Annotated in this window: 22 protein-coding genes and 1 tRNA gene; 6 read left to right on the top strand and 17 right to left on the bottom strand. The window is 51.3% G+C overall.

From position 1 onward, the window contains the following. Window positions 1-12: 12 nt before the first annotated feature. From BMY16_RS11665 to BMY16_RS11655, 3 genes are read right to left on the bottom strand one after another with little or no spacing between them, the layout of a single operon-like run. On the bottom strand, window positions 13-405 hold the full coding sequence (locus tag BMY16_RS11665) for a DUF4834 family protein (RefSeq protein WP_091842653.1): 393 nt from the start codon (window positions 403-405) through the stop codon (window positions 13-15). 35 nt (window positions 406-440) lie between these two features. Then, window positions 441-1,121: a CDP-diacylglycerol--serine O-phosphatidyltransferase gene (gene pssA / locus BMY16_RS11660; RefSeq protein ID WP_091842652.1), complete on the bottom strand. Its 681-nt coding sequence runs from the start codon at window positions 1,119-1,121 to the stop codon at window positions 441-443. A gap of 27 nt (window positions 1,122-1,148) precedes the next feature. After that, window positions 1,149-1,838, bottom strand: coding sequence for a phosphatidylserine decarboxylase family protein (locus BMY16_RS11655; RefSeq protein WP_091842650.1), 690 nt, complete (start codon window positions 1,836-1,838; stop codon window positions 1,149-1,151). Between the two features lie 144 nt (window positions 1,839-1,982). Here BMY16_RS11655 and dnaE point away from each other — a divergent pair, with 144 nt between their 5' ends. The 3 genes from dnaE (at window position 1,983) to BMY16_RS11640 (ending at window position 6,438) form a co-directional block, all read left to right on the top strand. Then, on the top strand, window positions 1,983-5,705 hold the full coding sequence (dnaE, locus tag BMY16_RS11650; protein WP_091842649.1) for a DNA polymerase III subunit alpha: 3,723 nt from the start codon (window positions 1,983-1,985) through the stop codon (window positions 5,703-5,705). 94 nt (window positions 5,706-5,799) lie between these two features. After that, on the top strand, window positions 5,800-6,114 hold the full coding sequence (gene trxA, locus BMY16_RS11645) for a thioredoxin (protein ID WP_091842647.1): 315 nt from the start codon (window positions 5,800-5,802) through the stop codon (window positions 6,112-6,114). A gap of 3 nt (window positions 6,115-6,117) precedes the next feature. Continuing rightward, window positions 6,118-6,438 carry a hypothetical protein gene (locus BMY16_RS11640; protein WP_091842646.1) on the top strand — a complete coding sequence of 107 codons (321 nt, stop codon included), beginning with the start codon at window positions 6,118-6,120 and terminating at the stop codon, window positions 6,436-6,438. Here the strand turns inward: BMY16_RS11640 and tsaE are convergent. Genes tsaE through BMY16_RS11620 form a run of 5 tightly spaced genes read right to left on the bottom strand, consistent with a single transcriptional unit; the run spans window position 6,435 to window position 12,813 of the window. Next, the gene (gene tsaE, locus BMY16_RS11635) at window positions 6,435-6,842 is read right to left on the bottom strand and encodes a tRNA (adenosine(37)-N6)-threonylcarbamoyltransferase complex ATPase subunit type 1 TsaE (RefSeq protein ID WP_091842644.1); all 408 of its coding nucleotides are present in this window, start codon (window positions 6,840-6,842) and stop codon (window positions 6,435-6,437) included. The genes BMY16_RS11640 and tsaE overlap by 4 nt on opposite strands. A 17-nt stretch (window positions 6,843-6,859) precedes the next feature. Next, the gene (locus BMY16_RS11630; RefSeq protein ID WP_091842643.1) at window positions 6,860-8,416 is read right to left on the bottom strand and encodes a T9SS response regulator signal transducer PorX; all 1,557 of its coding nucleotides are present in this window, start codon (window positions 8,414-8,416) and stop codon (window positions 6,860-6,862) included. Between the two features lie 32 nt (window positions 8,417-8,448). Beyond that, window positions 8,449-11,310 (bottom strand): type IX secretion system periplasmic lipoprotein PorW/SprE, encoded by a 2,862-nt coding sequence (locus BMY16_RS11625; protein ID WP_091842641.1) that lies wholly within the window; start codon window positions 11,308-11,310, stop codon window positions 8,449-8,451. A 43-nt stretch (window positions 11,311-11,353) separates the two neighbouring features. Next, the gene (locus tag BMY16_RS15350) at window positions 11,354-11,554 is read right to left on the bottom strand and encodes a hypothetical protein (protein WP_139207214.1); all 201 of its coding nucleotides are present in this window, start codon (window positions 11,552-11,554) and stop codon (window positions 11,354-11,356) included. Beyond that, window positions 11,551-12,813 (bottom strand): 3-phosphoshikimate 1-carboxyvinyltransferase, encoded by a 1,263-nt coding sequence (locus BMY16_RS11620; protein WP_091842639.1) that lies wholly within the window; start codon window positions 12,811-12,813, stop codon window positions 11,551-11,553. The genes BMY16_RS15350 and BMY16_RS11620 overlap by 4 nt, the downstream gene beginning before the upstream one ends. 183 nt (window positions 12,814-12,996) lie before the next feature. Between BMY16_RS11620 and BMY16_RS11615 the strand changes: the two genes are divergently transcribed. Further along, window positions 12,997-13,069 (top strand) — tRNA-Pro (locus BMY16_RS11615). Window positions 13,070-13,950: 881 nt separating this feature from the next. On the opposite strand, the gene tssD (BMY16_RS11610) is transcribed toward BMY16_RS11615, so the two are convergent. The 9 genes from tssD (BMY16_RS11610) to BMY16_RS11570 form a co-directional block, all read right to left on the bottom strand. Continuing rightward, the gene (gene tssD, locus BMY16_RS11610) at window positions 13,951-14,343 is read right to left on the bottom strand and encodes a type VI secretion system tube protein TssD (protein WP_139207213.1); all 393 of its coding nucleotides are present in this window, start codon (window positions 14,341-14,343) and stop codon (window positions 13,951-13,953) included. Between the two features lie 60 nt (window positions 14,344-14,403). Continuing rightward, window positions 14,404-14,802 (bottom strand): type VI secretion system tube protein TssD, encoded by a 399-nt coding sequence (tssD, locus tag BMY16_RS11605; protein ID WP_091842636.1) that lies wholly within the window; start codon window positions 14,800-14,802, stop codon window positions 14,404-14,406. Window positions 14,803-15,046: 244 nt separating this feature from the next. Beyond that, window positions 15,047-15,712, bottom strand: coding sequence for a B3/B4 domain-containing protein (locus BMY16_RS11600; RefSeq protein WP_091842634.1), 666 nt, complete (start codon window positions 15,710-15,712; stop codon window positions 15,047-15,049). Further along, the gene (locus BMY16_RS11595; RefSeq protein ID WP_091842633.1) at window positions 15,712-16,287 is read right to left on the bottom strand and encodes a hypothetical protein; all 576 of its coding nucleotides are present in this window, start codon (window positions 16,285-16,287) and stop codon (window positions 15,712-15,714) included. Before BMY16_RS11595 ends, BMY16_RS11600 begins: the two co-directional genes overlap by 1 nt. A gap of 11 nt (window positions 16,288-16,298) precedes the next feature. After that, entirely contained in the window at window positions 16,299-16,883 is a 585-nt protein-coding gene (folE, locus tag BMY16_RS11590) for a GTP cyclohydrolase I FolE (protein ID WP_091842631.1), read from the bottom strand. Between the two features lie 10 nt (window positions 16,884-16,893). Beyond that, on the bottom strand, window positions 16,894-17,526 hold the full coding sequence (locus BMY16_RS11585) for an SPOR domain-containing protein (RefSeq protein ID WP_091842736.1): 633 nt from the start codon (window positions 17,524-17,526) through the stop codon (window positions 16,894-16,896). A 5-nt stretch (window positions 17,527-17,531) separates the two neighbouring features. Beyond that, the gene (gene tpiA, locus BMY16_RS11580; protein ID WP_139207212.1) at window positions 17,532-19,469 is read right to left on the bottom strand and encodes a triose-phosphate isomerase; all 1,938 of its coding nucleotides are present in this window, start codon (window positions 19,467-19,469) and stop codon (window positions 17,532-17,534) included. Further along, window positions 19,466-20,011, bottom strand: a complete 546-nt coding sequence (locus BMY16_RS11575; protein WP_091842629.1) for a DUF1599 domain-containing protein — start codon at window positions 20,009-20,011, stop codon at window positions 19,466-19,468. The genes tpiA and BMY16_RS11575 overlap by 4 nt, the downstream gene beginning before the upstream one ends. Before the next feature lie 87 nt (window positions 20,012-20,098). Next, a complete protein-coding gene (locus tag BMY16_RS11570) occupies window positions 20,099-21,454 on the bottom strand; it encodes an alanine/glycine:cation symporter family protein (RefSeq protein WP_091842627.1) in 1,356 nt (451 codons plus the stop codon). Between the two features lie 130 nt (window positions 21,455-21,584). On the opposite strand from BMY16_RS11570, the gene BMY16_RS11565 reads away from it, so the two are divergent. Next, entirely contained in the window at window positions 21,585-23,024 is a 1,440-nt protein-coding gene (locus BMY16_RS11565) for a CCA tRNA nucleotidyltransferase (RefSeq protein ID WP_091842625.1), read from the top strand. A gap of 3 nt (window positions 23,025-23,027) precedes the next feature. Further along, window positions 23,028-25,265: an alpha-N-acetylglucosaminidase gene (locus tag BMY16_RS11560; protein ID WP_091842624.1), complete on the top strand. Its 2,238-nt coding sequence runs from the start codon at window positions 23,028-23,030 to the stop codon at window positions 25,263-25,265. The last annotated feature ends 15 nt before the right edge of the window (window positions 25,266-25,280 follow it).

Here is a 25,280-nt window from a genome sequence, read left to right as displayed (position 1 = left end):
CATAGGTCTCGCTTAATCGTGGACCTCTTCGAACTCAACGTATTCGCCATCGGAGTTGTCGAAGATTTTCTTCTCTTCGTTGCGATCGTCGATAATGGTTACACCATCGCTCGTAGTTGTCTTGCGGGCGGTGGTGTCTTCTTTCTGTGAGGTCTGCTGAGTTTGTCCTGCCTTGCTGGTGTACTGCCATTGGGCATGCTTGGTATGCTGTTTCTTACTGCTCTTGAAGTAGTCGTCGCCGAAGGGGTTTTTCTCTTTCTGTTCCTTGCGTTTCAGGTTGCGATAGTATCTCTCTTCAGCGGCCTCGCGCAGCTTTTTGATGTTGTGATACATGAAATTGATAACCACCATCACGATAATCGTAATGATAATCAGTCCGAAAATAAAATAAGCAACAATAGGCATAGTTATAAAGTTAAAGATGTTATTAGTTAGTACGTTTATTGGCAACGTTTATTGGCAACAACCGACAGCACTACATACCATGCAATGATGGCGGCAAAACCACTGATGCCGAGGATTAGTAATAGGGGAATACACGATAACACAAAAATATATTTGATCTCATTGCCTTTCCATCCCCAGTGCTTGAACTTGAGGGCAAACATGGGAATCTCGGCAATCAGGAGATAGCTGCTGATGAAGGTTCCTACCAGGATGACCCACTCCAGACCGTCGAATACGAGCCCATGCTCTTGCAGACCACAGATGAGCGAACCCCAGAAGAGGGCGTTGGCAGGTGTAGGCAGACCGATGAAGCCCAAGGCCTGACGCTCATCGAGGTTGAACTTGGCCAATCTCAGGGCTGAGAAGGCAGCCATGATGAAGGCGAGGAAGGGCACAAACGGAAGATGGATGTGGAAGGTGCAGAGATAGCTGAACACGATGGCCGAGGGGGCAAAGCCGAAGGTGATGTCGTCGGCCAGAGAGTCGAGTTCCTTGCCTATGGGCGAGCTGACGCCTAAGAGACGGGCGCTCATGCCATCGAAGAAATCGAAGACGGCACCGATGATGATGAACAGTAAAGCCAACGTGAAGTCGCCCTGAAAAGCGAAATATGTAGCAATGCAACCCGAAATCAAGTTGCAGCAGGTTATCGTATTAGGGATATGCTTCTTCACCTTTTTACTTTTTTACCTTTTTTACTTTTACTTCAGCTTCGCAATCACTGTCTGGTCGCCAGTTGTGGGCTGGTCCATACGACAGCGTATCTCTGTATCGAGGGGCAGGAAGATGTCGACGCGCGAACCGAGCTTGATAAAGCCTAAGTGTTCGTCGATATAACACTCCTCCTCAGGTTTGGCGTAGGTGACGATACGGCGGGCCATGGCTCCGGCAATCTGACGTACCAGCACATCAACGCCCTCGGGGGTGGTGATCATGATGTCGGCATGCTCGTTCTCCTCGCTGGCCTTCGGAAGCCAAGCCTTATGGTAGTTGCCATCAAAATGCTTCACGAACTTCACCTTTCCATCGACGGGGAACCAGTTGGCGTGTACGTTGAGCGGACTCATGAAGATTGAGACCATCAGTCGTTTCTCGTGGAAATAGTCGTTCTCCTCAGCTTCCTCAATCACGACGATCTTGCCGTCGGCAGGAGCCACGACGAGTTTGTTGGTGTCGCCATTGAAGTAGCGGATAGGACAGCGGTAGAAGTTGAGCGCCATCATCCAGGCTGTGCCAAAGATGAGGGCAAAGATTATAAAAGGTATCTTTGTATCTAGTCCATACCACAAGAGTGCACCAATAGCTGCAACCGCAATCGCGCTGATTGTGAGCTCATGGGTACCCTCGCGGTGAATCCTGATTTTCTTCAGTTTCTTGATTCTTTCTCCCATTAGTTATATTCCGATTGTTCCTTAATTGGGTGCAAAGGTACACAAATTTCATTAAAGATACAAACTTTTCTCGCATTTCTTTTGGTTATCTCGGTTTTTTGACGTAACTTTGAGGCTCAAAACTGGATATAATAGCAGAATTCAATGGAAGATTTCGTACATTTACATGTACATACCTACTACTCGATCCTTGACGGACAATCAAGTATCAAGAAGTTAGTGGATAAAGCCATTGGTGATGGCATGAAGGGTATGGCCATCACCGACCATGGCGATATGTTCGGCATTAAGGAATTTCACGACATCTGCAACGGTGTGAACAAACAGCGTAAGAAAGACGGGCTCGAACCCTTTAAGCCCATCTTCGGCTGTGAGATGTATGTGGCGCGTCGTGGCGACAAGAGCCTGAAGGAGACCAAAGAGGATAATGGCGGCTATCACCTTATCGTGTTGGCCAAGAATGCCAACGGCTATAAGAACCTGATCAAGCTGGTGAGCAATTCGTGGGTGGATGGTTTCTACAGCCGTCCTCGTACAGACCGCATAGATTTGGAGAAGTATCATGAAGACTTGATTGTCTGTTCGGCCTGTATCGCTGGTGAGGTGCCTGCGAAAATCCTGAAGGGCGACATCGCCGGGGCGCGTGAGGCCATCGAGTGGCACAAACGGCTGTGGGACGACGACTACTATCTGGAGCTGCAGCGCCACGAGGTGACCGATCCTTCGATTCGTGCCAACCGTGAGACTTTCCCCCTGCAGCAGCAGGCTAACAAGGTGCTGATAGAGTTGGCAAAGGAGTATGGCATCAAACTGGTCTGTACGAACGATGCCCACTTCGTGGATAAGGAGAATGCCGAGGCACACGACCATCTGCTGTGTCTCTCTACAGGCAAGGACCTTGACGACCCCACGCGTATGCTCTATTCGAAACAAGAGTGGTTTAAGACCCGTCAGGAGATGAACGACATCTTCAGCGACGTGCCTGAGGCGATGGCGAACACCGTAGAGATATTAGATAAGGTGGAGACCTACAGTCTGGATGCCGACCCCATCATGCCGTTTTTCCCCATCCCCGAGAGTTTCGGTACGGAGGAGGAATGGCGCCAGAAGTTCACCGAACAGCAGCTCTACGACGAGTTCACCACTGATGAGAACGGCGAGAACCCGTTGTCGCCAGAGGATGGTGAGAAGAAAATCAAGAAACTGGGTGGCTACGATAAGATCTACCGCATCAAGTTTGAGGCTGACTATCTGGCAGAGTTGGCGTATGCGGGAGCGAAGAAACGCTATGGCGACCCGATACCTCAGGATGTGGCCGACCGCGTGAAGTTTGAGTTGCATATCATGAAGACGATGGGTTTCCCTGGCTACTTCCTGATTGTGCAGGACTTCATCAACTCTGCACGCGATGAGCTGGGAGTGATGGTGGGCCCTGGTCGTGGTTCGGCAGCTGGTTCTGTGGTGGCCTATTGCCTGGGAATCACCAAGATCGACCCTCTGAAATACGACTTGCTGTTTGAGCGTTTCCTGAACCCAGACCGTATCTCACTGCCTGATATCGATACCGACTTCGACGATGACGGACGAGGTAAGGTGCTGAAATGGGTGATGGATAAGTATGGTCATGAGAACTGTGCCCATATCATCACCTATGCCACGATGGCCACAAAAAACTCCATCAAGGACGTGGCGCGCGTAGAGAAGGTGCCCATTGCGGTGTCGAACGCTTTGTGTAAAGCCATTCCCGACCGTCTGCCTGATGTAGATGGCAAGACACCGAAGATGAATCTTCCCAATGCCATCAAGGCCGTGCCGGAATTGCGGGAAGCGGAGGCTTCGCCGGATATACACTTGGCAAACACCATCAAGTATGCGAAGATGCTGGAGGGTACGGTGCGCGGTACAGGTATCCATGCCTGCGGTTTCATCATCTGCCGAGACCCGATCTCTGACCATGTGCCCGTGTCAACGGCTGACGACCCGGATTTCAAGGGTACTAAGACCAACTGTACGCAGTATGACGGACACGTGATTGAATCCACTGGCCTGATTAAGATGGACTTCCTGGGGTTGAAGACGCTCTCAGAGTTGAAGGAGGCTTGTGCCAATATCAAGCGTACACGAGGTATCGATGTAGATCTCGACACGATTCCCATCGACGACCCCAAGACCTTTGAACTCTACCAGCAGGGGCGTACCATCGGTACCTTCCAGTTTGAGTCGGATGGTATGCGTAAATACTTGCGCGAGCTGAAGCCCACCGTCTTCGAGGACCTCATCGCCATGAACGCCCTCTACCGTCCGGGTCCTATGGGTTATATCCCCCAGTTTATCCGTCGTAAACACGGTGACGAGCCCATCACCTATGATATTCCTGTGATGGAGAAGTTCCTGAAGGATACCTATGGCATCACGGTGTATCAGGAGCAGGTGATGTTGCTGTCACGACTGTTGGCTGACTTTACCCGAGGTGAGAGTGACGCTTTGCGTAAGGCGATGGGTAAGAAGAAAAAGGATATCGTTGACGCCATGAAGCCGAAGTTCATTGAGGGTGGTGTGAAGAACGGGCACGATCCGAAGGTTCTCGACAAGATATGGGGCGACTGGGAAGCGTTTGCATCCTACGCCTTCAACAAGTCGCATGCGGCCTGCTACTCATGGGTGGCCTACCAGACGGCCTATCTCAAGGCCAACTATCCCGCAGAGTTCATGGCGGCCATCATGAGTCGCCGTCGGGACCAGATTACGGAAATCACGAAGTTGATGGATGAGTGTAAGCAGATGGGCATTGCCACGCTGGGACCTGATGTGAATGAGTCGTACGAGAAGTTTGGTGTGAACCATCATGGCGAGATCCGTTTTGGCTTAGGTGCCATCAAGGGCATGGGTGAATCGGCAGCACAAGCCATCATCGCCGAACGTGAAAAGAGCGGGCCCTATAAGGATATCTTCGACTTTGCCCAGCGTGTGAATCTGGCCAATGTCAACCGAAAGGCCTTTGAAAGTCTGGCGCTCAGTGGCGGATTTGACAGCTTTGGCATCCGGCGTGAGGATTTCTTTGCAGAGAACTCGAAGGGAGAGCCGTTCTTGGATACGCTGGTGCGCTATGGACAGGTCTATCAGGCAGAAAAGGCCCAGGCGCAGAACTCGCTCTTCGGCGGTTTCGACGATCTGGAAGTCCAGACGCCTCCCATCCCTAAGAGTGAGACCCGCTGGAGCGATTTGGAACGACTGAACAAGGAGCGTGAGCTGGTGGGAATCTATCTCTCAGCCCATCCGCTGGACGAGTATAAACTGATTTTGGACAACCTGTGCAACACCAGGTGTGCCGAATTGGCAGATGTTCAGCAGTTGTCAGACCGTGAGGATATCATCATCGGCGGTATCGTGACAGCTGTGCGTCAGAAGATTACCAAGAACGGAAAACCCTGTGGTTTCGTTACCCTGGAGGATTTTGAAGGCAGTGGTGAGATTGCCCTGTTTGGTGAGGACTGGGGCAACTTGAGAGGTATGTTCCAGGAGGGCTTTGCCGTTTATGTGATGGCGAAGATGCGTGCCCGATTCCAGAACAGCAACGTCAAGGAACTGAAAGTGCAGAGTGTAGAGTATATGCAGACCGTCAAGGAGAATGCTGTCGACCGCATCACCATCTCCATGATTACGGATATGCTGGACGAACAGATTGTGGCCGACCTGAGTGAGATCATCAGCGAGTACCCAGGCAAGACCAAGCTCTTCTTCCAGTTGCGTGACTCACGAGGCAACAACCACGTATTGCTGAGGAGTAAGGGCGAAGGTGTGGATGTGCGGCATAAGCTGATTGACTATATTGAGCAACATGAGATGCTCGACTATCAGATTAATTGATGATTATTGGCACGACTTTTGCAGTGAGATTATCGACATAGTATTAACCCGAAGGTTGAAGTCTCTTCAATCTTCAATAAAAAAAGAGAAAACAATGGAAGTAACAATCACAAGTGAGAACTTTGCGAGTTTGAAGACTGGCAATCTGCCTTTAGTAGTGGATTTCTGGGCTACATGGTGTGGTCCCTGCCGTATGGTGGCTCCCATTATCGAAGAGATGGCAAAGAAGTATGAAGGTCAGGTCGTTATCGGCAAGTGCGATGTAGAGGAAAATGAGGATCTTACCGGCGAATTCGGTATCCGTAACATCCCTACCATCCTGTTCTTTAAGAATGGCGAGGTGGTCGATAAGGTCATCGGTGCCCAGCCAAAGGAAAAGATTGAGGAGAAAATCAAAGCCCTGATTTAAGTTATGGCGAGTCTTGATGAACTGATCCGGCAGGATGAGGAGGAGAATCAGCAGGAACTGGCTTTTATTCGTTCGCAGATCCCTGCTGACATGAAGGAGTTTTTTAGCGACAGCGACATCCTTTATATCATGGATGCGATTGTGGACTATTATTACTCCAGTGGCATTCTCGAGGGGGATGACGAGGAAGTGGACATCGACATGGAGAAAGTGGCCGACTATGTATGCAAGCAGGCCAAGAAGGACAATGTCGGGACTTTCGACCCCCAGGACGTATTCTTTATCGTCCAAGCCGATTTGGACTATCAGGAACAGAACCTTTAGAAGAGGACGGCGCGCGTGCCGTCCTCTTTTTCTATGATCTGCACCTTGACGGCATCCTCGGGCAGCACCTCTTCTATGAGCTCCGGCCACTCGATGAAACAGAGCGCCCCGCTATAGAAGTAGTCCTCGTAGCCCATGTCATAGACTTCTTCCAGCTTCTTGATGCGGTAGAAGTCGAAATGGTAGATGGTGTCGTCTTTCCCGCTATATTCATTGATGATGGCGAACGTGGGGGAAGTGATGACATCCTCGACACCCAGTTCTTCGCAGACGGCTTTGATGAAGGTGGTCTTGCCTGCACCCATCTTGCCATAGAAGGCAAACACCTTGCGGTTGCCCATGTTGTCAATAAACTCCCGGGCTGTCTCCCGGATGTGGTCTAAATCGCTGATCTTGATTTCCATATATCTTTTTTACTTTTTTACCTTTTTACTTTTTTACTCTCCAAAGTAATGAGTGGTATGATCATTTCCTCCATCGAGATGCCTCCGTGCTGGAAGGTGTCACGATAGTAGGATACGTAATAGTTGTAATTGTTAGGGTAGGCAAAGAACGAGTCGCCTGTGGCAAAGACATAGCTCGTCGAGAGGTTGGGTGAGGGGAGCATGGCTTTCTGAGGCTCTTTGATCACGAAGAGGTTCTTGTCGTCGTAACCCAGGTTCTTGCCGAGTTTGTAACGCAGGTTGGTGTTTGTATTGCGGTCGCCAATAATCTTGACAGGTTGTGTACAACGGATACTGCCATGGTCGGTGGTGACAATCACCTTGTAGTCGGTCTCTGCCAATTGCCTGAAGAAGTCAGAGATGACGGTGTGGCGGAACCAGGAGAGGGTGATGCTGCGATAGGCACTCTCGTTGTTGGCGAGTTCACGCACCATCTTCGACTCGGTGCGGGCATGACTGAGCATGTCGATGAAGTTGAACACCACCACATTCAGGTCGTTCTTCTGTAGCGTGTTGAGTTGCTGGAGCAGTTTGTCGGCCTCTTCCTGACTGTTGATCTTATGATAGGAGAAGGTGTTCTTCCGACGATAGCGCTCCAGTTGTGTCTGGATGAGGGGCGCCTCATTCAGGTTTTTGCCCTCTTCCTCGTCCTCATCAACCCAGAGGTTGGGAAACATCTCTGCAATCTTGTTGGGCATCAGTCCGCTGAAGATGGCATTGCGGGCATATTGGGTGGCTGTGGGCAGGATGCTGCAATAGAGGCTCTCTTCGATGTCAAACTGTTCACTGATTTCCTTGGCGAGCATGCGCCACTGGTCGTAGCGGAAGTTGTCGAGCAGGACGAGGAACACTTTCTCACCTGCATTGAGGCGTGGAAAGACATGGGTCTTGAAGATGTCGGGCGACATGATAGGCCGCTCACCATTGGGGGAGATCCAGTCCAAATAGTTCTTCCGGATAAACTTGGCAAAGCCGTTGTTGGCATCCTCTTTCTGCATCTGCAGCATCTCGGTCATACTGCTGTCGGTGGCGCTCAGTTCCAGTTCCCAGTGAACGAGTCGCTTATAGATATCGACCCAGTCCTGCCAGGTTCTGCAGTCCAGAATCTGCATGGCAATCTGCTGGAAGTTCTGCTGGTACTGACTCTGCGTCACTTCGGTCTCTATGGCACGACGGTGGATATTCTTCTTTAGTGTGAGCAGGATCTGATTGGGGTTGACGGGTTTGATCAGGTAGTCGGCAATCTTCTGACCAATGGCTTGGTTCATGATGTTCTCCTCTTCGCTCTTGGTCACCATGACGATAGATAACGAAGGCTGGATTTCCTTCAGCTTCTGAAGTGTTTCGAGTCCACTGAGTCCAGGCATGTGCTCATCGAGCAGCACAAGGTCGAAGTTGCGCTCCTTACAGAGATCAATGGCGTCGGTGCCGTTGCTGACGGTCTCCACCTCATAGCCTTTTTTTTCGAGGAAGAGGATATGTGCCTTCAGCTGCTCAATCTCATCGTCTACCCACAATAATAATCCATTTGTCATTTTTACCTTTTTACTTTTTTACCTTTTTACCTTTACCAAAAGTCATCACCGAAGTCGAAATCCTTAACAGGTTGTTTCTGTCGGGGTTGTTGTGCTGGAGGAATGGTCTCTTCCGGATTTTCCGGGGTTGCAGGATTCTCCAGTGTATCTTCGATGTCGGGCTGTTCCATGTCCTCTGGAATGAGCAATAGCTGCTCTTTGCTGATGCGCATGGGGGCAAACTCCTGTTCATAGAACTGTTGATATTCGTCGTAGCTGAATTGTCGGCCGATGAGCTGGAGGTTGGCCTCACTGATGATGAGGCTCCGACAGGATGCCAGCTTCTCTTTCATCTGGTTGTTGCCATAGAGCTGACGCGCATATTGCATGGCCTCGTCAAAACTGAGGAAACCGCTGATGATCATCCGGTGCAGACCATTATCTTCATCAATCTGGATTTCGAAGTTACGCACCAGGAAGTTTGTGAAGTTATAGCGTGCCATCTCGAAGAGCAACTGGTTTTCGTTGACGGAGTCGGGCTCATAGACGAGCAGGAAGAGATACTGCTGGTTGCGTTCGGTGCTGAGAGTGTCTACAACGGTGGAGTCGTGTGTCAGCGTAATATCCCTCATGGTCCATACATCGCCGATGTCAAATTTGCCGCCATGCAGTCGTCTGCCATCCTGAACGCCTTTGATAATCATACCAGCCAACGGGCTGACCTCGCTGTCGGGATATTTCTCCACCACCTCCCGCAGCAGTTCCAAACAACCGTCACCATCACCGTCGTTGAGTCGGCTCATGCCGTCGATGAAGAGGAACTTGGCACGGTTGGCACCCTGTGGGAAACGCTTCGCAGAGAGTGAGGCATTGGCTTTTACCATATCTGTACGATCCTGCTTGAAGGCTTCATAAGTGGCTGAATAGAGCGAGTCTTCGATGTGCTCGCCAAACTTGGCATTCTCTGCATAGTAGGGGTCTGTCAACAGGATAGTCCATTCGCTCTCGGGATGCTCTGCCTTCAGGTGACTGATACAGTTGTTGGCTTGGAGATGATTCCCCTGGCGCAGATAGAGCAGATAGAGATGATACCAGGCTTCATCGGCATGCTCATAGCCGGGATAGTCGCTTGTCAACCTACGGAGGTATTGCTCACTGAGCCTCAGATGATCCATCTTGTCTTTCAGGATGATGCCTGCGCGGAACAGGGCTTCCTGGAGGAGCGTGTGACACTCTGCCTGCTGTTCTGCAGTGAAGGGTATCTGTGCCAGATAATAGTCGCGCTCATGAGGATCGGCAGCGATGGAGTCCGCTGGGGAGAGGGGGCGTTCCTGATCCATGGCGGTCTCCGGATCCTCTTGGTCTTGCTGATCTTCAGGGGTGTCTCCCTTCAGACTGATAACGGTCTGGTTGATACGTTGCCAGTTGTCGATATTCTCGCGTTTGCCCCATTGGCGCTGGAAGGTGGCCTTTCCCTGACTGACGGCTGTGGGATTATAGAAATACCATTGCCCGTTGCCCGCCGAAGGCATAGTGGGTGTCACTGCCCTGTTATTATCTGCCCTCGCTGCCTGTGAGGCATTGGCAGCTGCGGCAGCCTCTTGCTCCAACTGGGCATCGCGCTCTTCCTTCTCTTTCTTCTTCAGGGCATCAATCACCCGGTCGATGGCTTTATTACGTTCTGCCTCGGGCATCGTGGCGAGTGCCAGAAGTGAGTCTTGCAGGTGGATGGTGTTGGTGTAGGGCACCAGCTCGTCGAGGATCTTGGAACGGTTGGAAAGCGCTTCGTAGTCGGGACGCTCCTTGTCGAGCAGGCCGATGGCTTCGCCATAACAACGCTGGGCATCGGCAAACTGCTCCTTCTCCCAATAGATATTACCTAACGTCAGCAGTAGAACACCCTTCTCGATGCCGTTTCTGGTGGAGAGCCTGTTGCCTTTCTCATAGGCTCTGATGGCCTCAGTGGTGTCGCGACGGGTCATGTGGATGTTGCCGATGGCGTAGTAGACCTGATCCAGATATTCTGCATTATTATCTGAGGCTGCCATACGCCTGAGTTTGCTGATCATCTGCCGGCTGTCGCTGCTGGCAGCCACTTCCGTCTGGGCAATGCGGGCATTGAACTCCAGTTCGTAGGGTGGATGACAGCCTATCACCTTCCCGAAAGCCCGATAGGCTTCCTCACGGTTGCCGACAAGATTCTGTATCTGTCCCATCAGGAACCACTCTCTGGCTCGCTGGATGCTGCGACGCTCATGTTTGATGACCTTTCTCAGATAGGGGATGGCTTTCTGGTAGTCACCCAGTCGGATGTAGTAGTTGGCATAGGTATAGTCCCAGTCCTTCACAGCCCGGAAGTCCATGGAGTCGCGGCTCATGTTGCGGATCACGTCCTCAGCATCGTATTTCCATCCCAACTCCGTATAGCATTTGGCAAGCCAGGCCCTTGCCAGTCCATTCATCAATGGCTGCGTATGGTAGAGCCGGCTCATATACGAGAAGGTGGCTGCAGCCTCGTCGAAAGCTCCCTTCTGGAACTGCGCCTTGCCCAGTAGCAGCCAGGCTTTCCATAAAAAAGGGTTATACTCCCTGCGCCCCAGCCACTCACGGTCTTTGGCAGTCTTTCGCTTGCTGCTGTTCCATTCGGGCTTGGCCTTGATACTGTGTTGATGGATGGCTTTCTCGCATTTCTCGATGGTACGGTCGAACTGCCCCTTACCTATATCCCGGCTCTGTTTGTTGCCAACCGTATAGAGGGGAATCAGTTCGGTGTAGTTGTCCTTATTGCCTTTCTCTTTCTCGAGATTTCCCTCGATAAAGGCCTGTGAACCGTTGAAATAGGTATTATAGCGGGCATTGAAGGAGTGCCACCAGCGTGACTGCGCCGTGTTCTTCTGCGTCGAGCAGCTCACCATGGCCAAGGCGATGGTTGCTGCTATCAGCCCTATGTACCACTTCCTATGTTTCAACCTTCAGTTCTTTCTTTTTCTTTTCTTCTATCAGACAATGAATCTTGCAGTTGCCCTCTTCTGCCTCTGTACAGGTGGAACAGTCGTGCCCTTGTCTGACGGTGTCGTCACCCTTATCAAACCTATTGGCTACTGCGGCCACGATGCCCAGTACCACAATCATTCCTATGCAGACAATGGCAAAACTCATTCTTCGTTGATTGTTTCTACATCAAATCCAGCTAGCTTCAGGTCGTCCCAGAAATGAGGATAGGATTTGGTGACCACATGGGGATTGTTGATCTTGAGTCCTCCGCATACCAGGGCATAAGGGGCAAAAGCCAATGCCATACGATGGTCGTCGTAGGTGTCGATACCCTCTTCCATGGAGGGCTCACAACGCTCTCCGTCCCAAAAGAGCTCGCAGTCGTCGACGTCGTGCAATACGAAGCCAAGCTTCCGCATCTCCCGTTTCAGGGCTTCTATACGGTCGGTTTCCTTGATCTTCAGGGTAGAGAGTCCTTTGAAGTGGAAGGGGATGCCCTTTGCGGCACAGGTCACCACGAAGGTCTGTGCCAGATCGGGGGAGTTTACGAAGTCGTACTCCAGACGGGGCACGCATCTGCCGTTCTTGGTGATGGTGACGGCCTGGGGAACACCCTCTTCCTTGGTCTGGAAGGTGGTCTTCACGCCTAACAGACTAAAGATGTATCGTGTCACGGAGTCGCCTTGTTTTGAGCCGTCCATCAGTCCTGTCAGTCTGATCTCTGCATCACGACTCTTGCTGAGGGCCACCATCTCGTACCAGTAGCTGGCTCCGCTCCAGTCGTTCTCGATAAAGTAGTCACGCCCCTGATAGGGCTTGTGCTTGACGGTGATGGTGTCTGCCGACGTCCATTCTGCATCGGCACCAAACTCGCCCATCGTCCACAGTGTCAGATCGATGTAGGGTCGTGAGATGATGTCACCCGTCAGTTGGAGTGTCAGTCCGTCCTCGAGCATCGGTCCTATCATCAGCAAGGCAGAGATATACTGTGAACTCACGTTGCCTGGGATGGCCAGCAGGCCGCCCTTGAGCGTCTTTCCTGTAATGCGGAGTGGGGGATAGCCTTCGGCTCCTACATAATCGATGTCGGCTCCGAGACTTCTGAGTGCATCCACCAGAATACCGATCGGCCGTTGTTTCATGCGCTCTGTGCCGGTGATGGTATGGGTGCCTCTCATCACACTGAGGTAGGCTGTCATAAAACGCATGGCCGTGCCTGCAGCCTTGATGTTTATCTCCTTAGGCATGTGGCGAAGGGCATGAATAATCACCTCCGTATCATCGCAGTCGCTGAGATTCTTAGGCATGTGCATGCCACCACTGAGGGCATAGATGATCAGTGCGCGGTTGGAGATACTCTTTGAGGCAGGCAGGCAGATGGTTTGGTTCAGCTGCTTGGGAGCCGTTAGTCTATATTGTTCCATTTCTGTTGTATCGTATTGTTGAGCATGCAAAGATACGAATATTATTTGAATTCATAAGCCTTAATGGGGTAAAATTTAGAAAAAAGAACAAAAAGTTGCCAGAAAATTTGGCTGATTCGGAAAAAGTATGTACCTTTGCACCCGCATTCGACAAAACAGAGGTCGGTGCCAAGCAAAAGTGTTCGGGATTTAGCGCAGTTGGTAGCGCACACGTCTGGGGGGCGCGAGGTCGCTGGTTCGAGTCCAGTAATCCCGACAGAAGCGAAGGAGTTGAAAACAAATGGGTTTCAGCTCCTTTTCTTTTTCCCAAATTTCAATCAATTTTGGCGCGAGTGACGGAAATCGTGACGAAAACCGTCACAGTTATGAACGCTTTATTTTGGATTACCATATACAAAAAGTTCTTAGAAGACTATCTTTCGCATCATGAAAGATAGTCTTTTGCAAGGTAAAAGATAATCTTTTGCATGATGAAAGACTATCTTTTGTAAATTGTCATCACGCGGTAATCCTAAAAACTAATGACATTCGACATAGTTGGATTGCTATTTGTCTGATATAGTGATGTTTACACACATTTCCAACATCGCTCATCTGACATTTATTCGACATTCATTCGACATAATCCGACATACATCTGACATAAAAGCGGGCTTTTTGTGCCAAATATAGGTGCAGATTGGGTGTTTAGATAGGCCAAAGTGAGCATATATAGGTTGATGAGTTGAAGCATACAGGGAGTAGACCTTTCAATTCTCTAGAGAATTGAAAGGTTTGTGACGTACTTTCTGAGAGTTTGGACGGACTAAAGTCTCCAATTCTCTAGAGAATTGAAGAGTCTGCTAGGAGGATAGTATCAGAGTATGACGGGTAAAAGGGGAGTTTAGACTACTTAAAGAGTCAGAATATGACGGATTTATGTCGGATTTATGTCGAATCTATGTCGAATGAATGTCGAATAAATGTCGAATGAAGTCCATATCAGGAAAGCACAACCGACTGATATACACATAGTTAACGGACAACTTATGTCGAATGTCGAACAAAATCGGGAAAAAAGAAAGTAAGGAGACCTCGCGGTCTCCTCACCTGATCAAAAAAGGCTTATATAGATTGTTTGAAAAACAAGGTTCTATTTTATGCCCAGTCGTTCTCGTACTTCACGTTGCCGAACTCGATGGCCTTACAGGTGACCTCAATCTCCTCGAAGTGGCCCAGCTTGTCCTCCCACTTCTCCTCGAAGTTGATGCAGTAGCCGTTGGTGAACTTGATTGACTTCATCTCCTTGTTGGTCTTGGTCTCCAGGAACTTGATCTCACCGTTCTTCGGGAGGCTGCGCTCTGTCATCCAAGCGAGCAGGTCGGGGGTGCCGTCGTTGAGGGCCTTCACGCGAACCCTGATCTTACCGCCGCGGGGGATACCGGCCATCTGGCCTTCTACGTCTGTGGACTGGTTGAACTCGTAAGTTACCATCAATACTTCTCTCTCTTTATAACCGTCAATGGTCATTGATACTGGTGTCTTTGCCATAATTTGTTTCCTTTCTTAAATTTAATTTTTTACTTAACTCTGCGCTCATTTACTCGTTTCTTATCGCCAAGGATTATCATAACCAACGGGGCCGTTTTCGAGCTTCTGACATACGATCTCGACTTCCTCGTAGTGCTGCTCACCGTCTTCCCACTTCTCGACGTAGTTGATGCAGTAGCAGTTGGTGCCCTTGATCTCCTTCATGGCGGCGCCGTCTACGGTGTTCACGAATTTTACTGAGAAATCCTTCGGCATTGTCGGGTCGAGCATCCAGGCAATCAGCTGGTTGTTGCCGTCGTTCATAGCCTTCACACGGACTGTTACCTTACCACCGCGGGGGATACCTGCGATCTGTCCTTCACGATCGGTAGCCTGATCAAATTTGTAGTCTACCATCATCACCTCACGAGGTTCGAAATCCTTAACCTCAAGAACTACTGGAGTTACATTCTCTGCCATAATTTGTTTCCTTTCTTTAATTTTTTATTGTTAAACTTATTATTTTCTGAATCACGATGCAAAGATACGATGAAAATAGGGCTCATTCCAAGTTTTTTCTTCAATTTCATCCGAGAAGCATGCGACACATGCGCCCTTTTGCGACAAAGGCGGAAAAGGGGCGTGGAATTTGTCGCAAAAGGGCGGTCGAGATGACAAGAAAGGGATGGGAAAGGTGGCAGATTCGACAGAGTTTCTTTCGCTATTACCTGTACAGAGCGACGGTGCCGCCGTCGCTCTGACAGTATTTCTTCAGTAATTGTTGGATGAAACGGGCATTGTCGGCTACGCGCTGTTCGTTGCCGTCGTAACCGTTGATGAGCACCACGAGGTGGGTGGTCTGCAGGGTCATCTTAGTGCGCTCATTGTCGCTAGTAGGGGTGCCGACACCTCCTTGGGCATCCCGATAGACGGGTAGTCCTGCGATGTTCAGCATACCCCGCCCAATGCCTTCGTAGGGCTCACCCTCCTTACCAACACCTAAGGTCAGGGTGTCGCCCACAAACTTGTCGGCATCGAAGCCCCCGATACTGTAGCCATAGGCGATGGAAGCCAGGTTCACAAGGTCGACAAGCGTGTCTATCTGGTAGAGCTCCTTGCCTTGAAGCATGCGCCGTATCAGCTGTTCGCTGGCAGGACGGTAGCGCGAGGGGTCTTTGCCACAGGCTTTATAGACGCGGCGGGTGGCAGCAATGCCAGGCAACTCCTTCAAGCTCTCGGTGGTCAGTTCCTTCCGAAACCGTTCCTCAAGCTGATGAATTTCATCCCAGAGCTCAGCACAATAGGGTGAGTTGGCGACCTGTGCTTCAACAGCGGCCCCAACGAAGCCTGGGCATACGCTTTCTATCTCCTGCGATACGATAATGTGCATCAATCGTCAGGATTGCGCTTATAGTGATACTCCTGAATGTTTGGCGTCTTGCCCATGTCGTTGTCAGGAATAATCGTCTGGCGATAGAGCTTCTGTTCGTAGCCTTTGTGGACAGGACCTACATCGAGCAGTATGTCTTCATAGAGGACGGTCGGAACAATCAGTCCCAGGAATCCGAAACCCACTCTTACACCACCCGGATGCAGGTTGTTGTGGAGGTAGGCTGTGGCATAGAATGCGTGGCGATAGACCTCCAGACGGTTGTACATGTGGTAGGCTTTTCTCACATCCTCTTCCACGTTGGTGCTGTCGGCATTGGTGAAGATGAAGCCCATGTTGTGGACGAAGTCATCAATGGCATCGCCCTTGATGCTGTCGTTTTCCTCTAGACACTGCATGATGTTGTCCTCCATCTCGGCCTTCATCTCCTTTTCCGTCGGAGTGGTGAGGTAGGCGATAAGCAACATCACTAAGATGAATGCCACAAAAATCATCAACTTGCCGAGGCAGCTGTTCATGAAAGCCTTTGCAATAGGCTCGTTAGTCTTGTAATTTCCTCTGTCTGACTGATACATGGTTATGTGTTTTAGATTTGATTGTTATGTATTAAGTTCATAAATTCCTGTCGGGTCTTAGCCTGGTTAAAGGCGCCGCTGAAGTCGCTGGTGGTGGTGATGCTGTTCTGCTTCTCGATGCCACGCATCTGCATACACATGTGCTTGGCTTCGACCACAACCATCACGCCAAGGGGCTTCAGGGTCTCCTGGATGCAGTCTTTGATCTGCTGGGTCATGCGCTCCTGTACCTGCAGGCGGTGGGCATAGATGTCTACCACCCTGGCGATCTTCGACAGACCAGTGATATAGCCGTTGGGGATATAGGCTACGTGTGCTTTGCCGTAGAAGGGGAGCATGTGGTGCTCGCAGAGCGAGAAGAAGTCGATATCCTTCACGATGACCATCTGCGAGTAGTCTTCACGGAAAAGGGCATCGGTGAGCACCTTGTGGGCATCCATCTGATAGCCTCTGGTGAGCGTCTGCATGGCCTTGGCCACTCGCATGGGCGTCTTCTCCAGTCCCTCGCGACTGGGGTCTTCGCCCAGCAGGGTGAGCACGTCCTTGTAGTGGGCGGCCAGTTCCTCGAGTCCTTCTCTGTATTCTTCTTGAATCATAGTTCGTAGTTTATGGGGTTGTTTCGTCGGGGGTAGGCTGGTAGGATACCGTGATCTTTCCCTTGACGATAATAGCCGATTCGTAGCCGAGGTTCTTGACGCGTGTCAGCACCTCGTGGGCTTCCTCATAGGTACGATAGTTACCCATGCGGCAAATCCATCTCGGCGTGTAGAAATGCACGTAGACAGGTACGCCAGGGAACTGGGCCTTGATCTCGCTGCCTGTCCTTTCGGCCTTGATGCGGTCGTTGCGGGAGTTGCCTCCGGCAAACACCTGGACGCGATAGCCGTTCACCTTGTAGCCCTTAATCACCTTCTTGCGGGTGTCGGCGGTGTCGGGGACGATAACCTGTTGCTGGGGCTCGGCCGTCTTTACCTCTGCTGTCTTGTCATCAGATTGCTTCTCTTGCTCCTTCTGGATGGTGGCAGCGACGGGCTTTTCTTTCTTCTCCGGTTGTTTCTGTGGAGCCGCTTTTTGTTCGGCAGGGCCGTTCACAAGGTCGTCGATGGCCTTGTCTTGCGTAACGGTCACTTTCCCCTCACCGCTGTTGCTCTTCTGGAGCCTCTGTGTGAAGGAAGATTGTGCATCGGCTGCAAGGATGCAGCCGACACACAATGTCAGTATGATAACGAATCGTCTCACTTTGATTACTTCTTCCAAGCGTCGATGATACCCTTGAAGTCAGCGCACTTCAGTGAAGCGCCACCAATCAGACCACCGTCGATGTCGGGCTTGGCAAACAGCTCAGGAGCGTTTGAAGCCTTGCAAGAACCACCATAGAGGATCGTGGTGTCGTCGGCTACAGCCTGGCCATACTTCTCTGCGATGATGCTGCGGATGTAGGCGTGGATCTCCTCGGCTTGCTCAGCAGTAGCGGTCTTGCCGGTACCGATGGCCCAGATGGGCTCGTAGGCGATGACGATCTTGCGGAAGTCCTCCTCAGAGAGGTTGAATACGCTGCCCTCGAGCTCGGCCTTTACCACCTCGTTCTGCTTGCCAGCCTCGCGCTCCTCGAGTGATTCACCAATACAGAAGATCACCTTCAGGTCGTTCTTCTGAGCGAGCAGCACCTTCTCCTTCAGGATCTCGGGAGTCTCCTTGTAGTACTCACGACGCTCTGAGTGACCCAGAATCACGTACTGGGCACCAGTGCTCTTCACCATCTCGGCACTTACCTCACCAGTGAAAGCGCCCTTCTCCTTGTCGGCGCAGTTCTCAGCACCCAGGCCGATGATGTCCTGGTCGAGGAACTGTGCGATAGAAGCGAGGTGGATAAACGGGGTGCAGATCACTACACCACAGTTGGGCTTGTCGGTCTTCAGTGTCTCATTCAGCTCCTTTGCCAGAGCGATACCATCCTGGAGATTCATGTTCATCTTCCAGTTTCCTGCAACAATTTTCTTTCTCATAATTCTTTTTTCTTTATTTAAAGGGTTGTTATCTATTCTGTTCTTTTTCTTTCTGACCCATTTGCTCCATGCCCAGAGGCGGTCGGCTATCGTGAGGAGCACGAGGGGTAATACAAACCACGTCAGCAGCCAGATGATCTTCATTGCTGTGCTATCGGCAGCTATCTGGCCCAGCTCGGTGTCTTCGAGCCTTCCTGAGAGTTCCGTCTCGTCGGGCAGAGTGTTGTGGCTCCATTTCTGAATCACCTTACCGTCTTTCAGCAAGACGAGGCCCGGATTCGAGCGGATGACGGTCTTCAGCGTGATGTCGTCCGTCTGACAGAAGGGGTATTCGGCTCCCGTCATGTCCTGCCAGCGGGTGATGGCTTTGGCCGAACTGGCAGTGAGACAGTAGAAGGGATAGCCTTGCTCCACGCTGTAGTCGTAGATACGGTTCAGTTCGTCGAGCTGCGAGTCGTCGGCCTGTTCCAGATGGGGGGCTATTAATAAGAAGGTGTAGCCCTCGTCGCCCAGCACCTGTTCTGTGATGTCCTCGCCTTCGTCGGTCGTCTCGATGAAGAAGTCGCTGTAAGGGGAGTCCTCACCGTCCATCATCTTCTGCCAGCCACCTCTCAGGTCTGCCCCTATATGGTAGGGACGGAAGTCGAAGGGGGGCAGGGTATAGAGGCTTCGCAAGGCCACCACCATGATGATGAATGCGCCTGAATAGTTGAAGACGATCCACTGGTTGGACTCGCTGATAAGCCTCGGCATGACCAAGGGCCATCGCCACACGACGACAGCCATGGCCGTCAGGGCCACATTCTTCCACAGTGTCTGCCAGTTGGTGAGCACCAGGGCGTCGCCAAAGCAACCACAGTCGTGGATGGGGTCGGCTATCGCCAGCCAGAGCGTCAGCAGTGTCATCACTGCCATCATCACCAGGGTGATCTTCGAAACCAGCCTTCTGCGGATGGCGAACAGCAGACAGATGCCGAGGAGAAACTCTGTGGTAGAGAGGGCCACTGATGCAAAAAGCGTCACGATGTCGGGCACGTAGCCTCCCAGTCCCATCGCCGTCAGGTAGTCCTGTATCTTGTACTGTGTCCCCAGCGGGTCTACTGCCTTGACGAATCCTGAGAGTATCAGGGTCACGGCGAGCACCAGACGGCAGGCGTTGACGGCTATCTTTCTCACTCCGATAGTTTAATTACTCCAAAGACCGCGTAGTTGATAATGTCCATATAGTTGGCGTCGATGCCCTCCGAGACGAGTGTCTCGCCTCCAAGGTCCTCGATTTCCTTAATGCGCTCAATCTTGGTCAGGATCAGGTCGGTATATGAACTTACCCGCATCGAGCGCCACGCCTCGTCGTAGTCGTGATTCTTACGTTTCATCAGCTCCAGTGCCTCTTTGGCAAACTGGTCGTAGAGCTTCATCGCCTCGTCGTTGGTGATATCCACCGTGTCGGCAAATCCTTTCGAGAGCTGGATGAGGCCCACGATGCCGTAGTTGATCAGGGCGATGAACTCGGGCCTGATGCCTTCACCTACCTTCGACTCCTTCTTGATTTCCAGCGAACGGATGCGCTTGGCTTTGATGAACAGCTGGTCTGTCAAGGCCGTCGGACGCAGGATGCGCCAGGAGGCTTTATAGTCATGAAGCTTCTTCTCGAACAGGGCCCTGCACTCTGCCACGGCCTGCTCAAACTGGGCGTTTGTCTTTTCCATATTGGTCATATCGGCTGCAAAGTTACTGTAATTTGATTGAAAAACCAAATTTTTCTGCCACTTCTTGACGAATCTTGTCCCAAAACGCCTTTGTTGTCACTCCTCCATCTCGTCGTCGAGGCGGTTGTTCCAGAGGTATTTCTTGGTTTCGGAGGCGGCGACACCTGAAAGCAGCAGCAGGGCGATGAGGTTGGGGATAGCCATCAGGGCATTCATGCAGTCGGCGATGTTCCAGATGATATCAAGGTTGATAATCGAGCCAAAGAACAGGGCCACGATGAAGAGGATACGATAGAAACGGTTGGCACGACGACCTTCCAGATAGTTGACGGCACTCTCACCATAATAGCTCCATCCGATGATGGTGCTGAAGGCGAATGTCAGGATGCCAAAGGTCAGCAGCGGGGCTCCCACAACAGGAATCTTCGAGAAGGCCACCTTCGTCAGAGCTGCCCCATCGGCATAGCTGATGTCAGGATAGGCGAGGATGCTGCTGACGAGTACCAATCCTGTAAGGGCACAGATGATGACCGTATCCCAGAAAGTTCCGGTGCTCGACACCAAGGCCTGACGGACGGGGTTGCGCGTCTGGGCGGTAGCTGCCACGATGGGCGCACTACCCATACCACTCTCGTTAGAGAACAAACCTCTGGCGATACCATAGCGGGCTGCCATCATCACCGTTGCACCCACAAAACCACCGCCTGCAGCAGAGGGGTTGAAGGCAGAATCGATAATCAGCTGGACGGCTGGCCACACATAACTGCTGTTAATACAGAGGATGACAATACAGCCCAGGACATAAAACACAGCCATAAAGGGAACGAGGAACGTGCAGACCTTGGCTATCGCCTTGACGCCTCCAAGAATCACCAATGCTGTCAGTACACAGACAAAGATGCCCACAATCCATGTGGGAATGCCAAACGTCTCATAAGTCAGCAGGGCGATAGAGTTGGCTTGAACTGTACAGCCAATGCCAAAAGAAGCCAATGCCGTAAAGACGGCAAAGAGGATACCCAGCCATCGCATGCCCAGACCACGCTCTAAAGCATACATCGGCCCTCCGTACATGCAACCGTCCTTACTCTTGACACGATATTTCACTGCCAGCAACGCCTCGGCATATTTCGTGGACATGCCAAAGATACCTGTGAGCCAGCACCAGAGAACGGCTCCAGGGCCTCCGAGGGCTACAGCCGTTGCCACACCAACGATGTTTCCCGTTCCGATGGTTGCTGCCAGAGCCGTAGCTAAAGCACCAAACTGACTGACATCGCCCTTGGCCTGACTGTCCTTTTTAATAGATAGCCGGATGCCCGTCAGCAACTTCCTTTGAGGAATGCGCAGACGGAAGGTTAAGAAGACATGAGTACCCAGAAGCAGGATAATCATCGGCCATCCCCAAAGGAATGAACTCATCAGAGAGAAGAAGTCGTTAATAGGTTCCATAATGATCTGTTTTCTTTTCTTTGGCTGCAAAATTACGCTTAAAATATGAGAATCCCAAATTATTTGGGATAGAATGTGCGGAATATGAGAAAAAATTAGTAACTTTGCACTCTCAAAGTAAAGGATAAGGATGAAACTATATAGCGACGAAGAGCTGGCAGAGATACTGGATCAAGACATCTTCCACCAAATCAGTGAGGCTGCAGACCGCTTGGGTCTGGAGTGCTATGTTGTGGGAGGCTATGTCAGAGACATCTTCCTCGAGCGACCCTCGAACGACATCGACGTGGTGGTCGTGGGGAGTGGTATCTCTGTGGCTGAGGAGCTGAAGCGGATGGTGGGCAAGAAGGCTCATCTCTCTGTATTCAGGAACTTCGGTACAGCCCAGGTGAAATTCCGTCAGCGAGGCATAGAGTACGAGGTGGAGTTCGTGGGAGCCCGTAAGGAGAGCTATAGCCACGACTCGCGTAAACCCATCGTGGAAGACGGAACCCTTGAGGACGACCAGAACCGCAGAGACTTCACCATCAACGCGATGGCTATCTGTCTGAATAAGGAGCGTTTTGGAGAACTCGTCGATCCCTTTAATGGACTTGCTGACCTCGAGGATGGCATCATCGCCACGCCGTTGGAGCCAGACATCACCTTCAGCGACGATCCCCTGCGAATGATGCGCTGCATCCGATTTGCCACCCAACTGAACTTCCAGATAGAAGAGGAGACTTTCGAGGCCCTGGAGCGGATGGCAGACAGGATCAAAATCGTGAGTGGTGAGCGCATCAAGGACGAGTTGAACAAGATTCTCCTCTCACCTGTGCCCTCGAAAGGCTTTGTCGATCTGCAGCGATGCGGACTCCTGAGCATCATCCTGCCAGAACTCGCTGCCCTCGACATCGTGGAGCAGAAGAACGGTAGGGCGCATAAGAACAATTTCTACCATACGCTGGAGGTACTGGATAATGTAGCTAGGAAGTCGGATAATCTTTGGTTGCGCTGGGGGGCTTTGATGCATGACGTTGGCAAGACCAGATCAAAGCGCTGGGATCCTGCCATTGGCTGGACTTTCCATAACCATAATCTGATAGGTGCGAAGATGGTGCCTCAGATCTTCCGTAGGCTCATGCTGCCTATGGATATGAAGATGAAGTATGTGCAGAAGCTTGTCGACCTCCATATGCGTCCCATCGCCATCGCGGATGACATCGTGACAGACAGTGCCGTGCGCCGTTTGCTGAACGATGCGGGCGAGGATATCGACGACCTGATGACCCTCTGCGAGGCTGATATCACTTCGAAAAACGAGGTGCGCAAGAAAATGTTCCTGGAGAACTTCCGCATGGTGCGCGAGAAGTTGGCTGACCTGAAGGAAAAGGATTATGTGCGTCTGCTCCAGCCTGTGATCGATGGCAACGAGATCATGGAGATGTTCCACCTGAAGCCCTCCCGAGAGGTGGGTGTGCTGAAGCAGTATCTGAAGGATGCCGTATTAGACAATAAGGTGGAAAACGAACGCGAGCCCCTTATGGCGCTCCTCATGGCAAAGGCAAAAGAAATGAAACTGATTCAATAGATTATGAGAAAACTACTAACTGTCATTGCTATTCTGATAAGCCTGAATACATGGGCTAATCCAGTGGATGAACTCCTGGAGCGTATCGACAAAGGCGCTTCGGCGAAGTTTAAGATTGAGAAGGTGAAGAGCCAGAACGACTTCTTCGAACTGGATCAGCAAGGCAAGAAGGTCGTGGTGAGAGGTAACACGTGGGTGAACATCGCTTCTGGTGTGAACTGGTACCTGAAGTATTATGCCGGCATCCATCTCTCCTGGAACCAGATGCAGGCCAAACTCCCTGCCGTGCTTCCAGCAGTAACGAAGAAGGAACGCCACGAGACCGATCTGGGGCTGCGCTATGACTTCAACTACTGCACTTTCTCTTACTCCATGCCCTTCTGGGGATGGGAACGCTGGGAGAAGGAGATCGACTGGATGGCGCTGCATGGCGTGAATCTCCCTTTGGCGATTGTCGGCGAAGAGTGCGTTTGGCGCAACATGTTGCTGAAACTCGGTTATTCGGAAGAAGAGGTGGGAAAGTTTATAGCAGGGCCTGCCTTCCTGGCTTGGTGGGAGATGAACAACCTCGAAGGGTGGGGTGGACCTCTGCCGCTTTCATGGTATGCCCGTCAGGAGAAGCTGCAGAAGCAGATCTTAGCCCGTATGAAACAACTCGACATGCATCCTGTGTTACCAGGCTATTGTGGGATGGTGCCTCACGATGCGAAGGAGAAGCTGGGACTGAACGTGGCTGATGCCGGCCTTTGGAATGGATTCCAGCGTCCGGCAAACCTCCTGCCTACGGATGCCCGATTCTCAGAAATCGCCACCTTATATTATAATGAGCTGACTAAACTCTTTGGAAAGGCCGATTATTACTCGATGGACCCCTTCCACGAGAGCAACGACGACCCCAATATCGACTATGCCAAGGCTGGTGAGGCAATGATGCAGGCCATGAAACGTGTCAATCCCAAGGCCGTTTGGGTGATTCAGGGTTGGACAGAGAACCCCCGTCCACAGATGGTGGATGGTATGAAGACGGGTGATCTGCTGGTGCTCGACCTCTTCTCGGAGTGCCGTCCTATGTTTGGCATTCCCAGCATCTGGAAGCGCGAAGAGGGCTATAAGCAACACCAGTGGCTCTTCTGCCTGCTCGAGAACTTTGGCGCCAACGTAGGTCTCCACGGCCGCATGGACCAGTTGCTCGACAACTTCTACGTATCGAAGGCCCACTGTAAGGGTATCGGCTTTACGATGGAGGGCTCGGAGAACAATCCTGTGATGTTCGAGCTGATGAGTGAACTGCCTTGGCGCCCAGAGAAGTTTACCAAGGAGGCATGGCTGAAGAACTATGTCAAAGCCCGTTATGGCGTGGAGGATGCAACCATCGAGAAGGCTTGGATGATACTGGCTCAGAGCATCTATAACTGTCCTGCAGGCAACAACCAGCAAGGTCCTCATGAGAGTATCTTCTGTGGCCGTCCCTCGCTGAATAACTTCCAGGCATCGTCTTGGTCGAAGATGAAAAACTATTACGATCCTGCCGACACCAAGGAGGCTGCCCGTTTGATGAATAGCGTGGCAGAGAAGTATCGTGGTAATAATAACTTCGAATACGACTTGGTGGATATCACCCGTCAGGCTCTGGCTGATCAGGCTCGCCAACAGTATCAGCGGACGATTGCTGACTACAAGGGCTTTGCCCGTCAGGCATTTGACGAGGATGCTGCCCGCTTCTTGGATATGCTGCTCATGCAGGATAAGCTCTTGGGTACCCGTTCTGAGTTCCGTGTAGGCCATTGGACACAGGATGCCATCAACGCAGGTGCAACGCCAGAGGAGAAGAAACTCTATGAATGGAATGCCCGTGTACAGATTACCACTTGGGGCAATCGCTATTGTGCAGATACTGGTGGACTTCGGGATTATGCCCATAAAGAGTGGCAGGGGCTGTTGAAAGACTTTTACTATGTGCGTTGGAAAGCCTACTTCGATGCCCTTGCTGCCCAGATGAAGGCCCAGACGGGTCCTCAGCCAGAACTCCTGGGTGGTGGCCCTAACGCTACAAAGACGGCTGCCGAACTCTTCCAGATGGCTCTGCCTCAGGAGGTGAAACTCGATTATTACGCCATGGAGGAGCCTTGGACGCTCCAGCAGAATCCCTATTCCGCAGCCCCGGAAGGTTCTCCTATAGATATGGCTAAAGAGGCTATGAAATTAATGCTCAATGCTCAATGCTCAAAGCTCAAAGATTAATGCTCAAAGCTCAAA

The sequence above is a fragment of the Prevotella sp. ne3005 genome (genome assembly GCF_900110085.1).
Lineage (GTDB): Bacteria > Bacteroidota > Bacteroidia > Bacteroidales > Bacteroidaceae > Prevotella.
The sequence above is the reverse complement of the archived record's forward strand: the minus strand, read 5'-3'. Positions and strand labels throughout refer to the sequence as shown.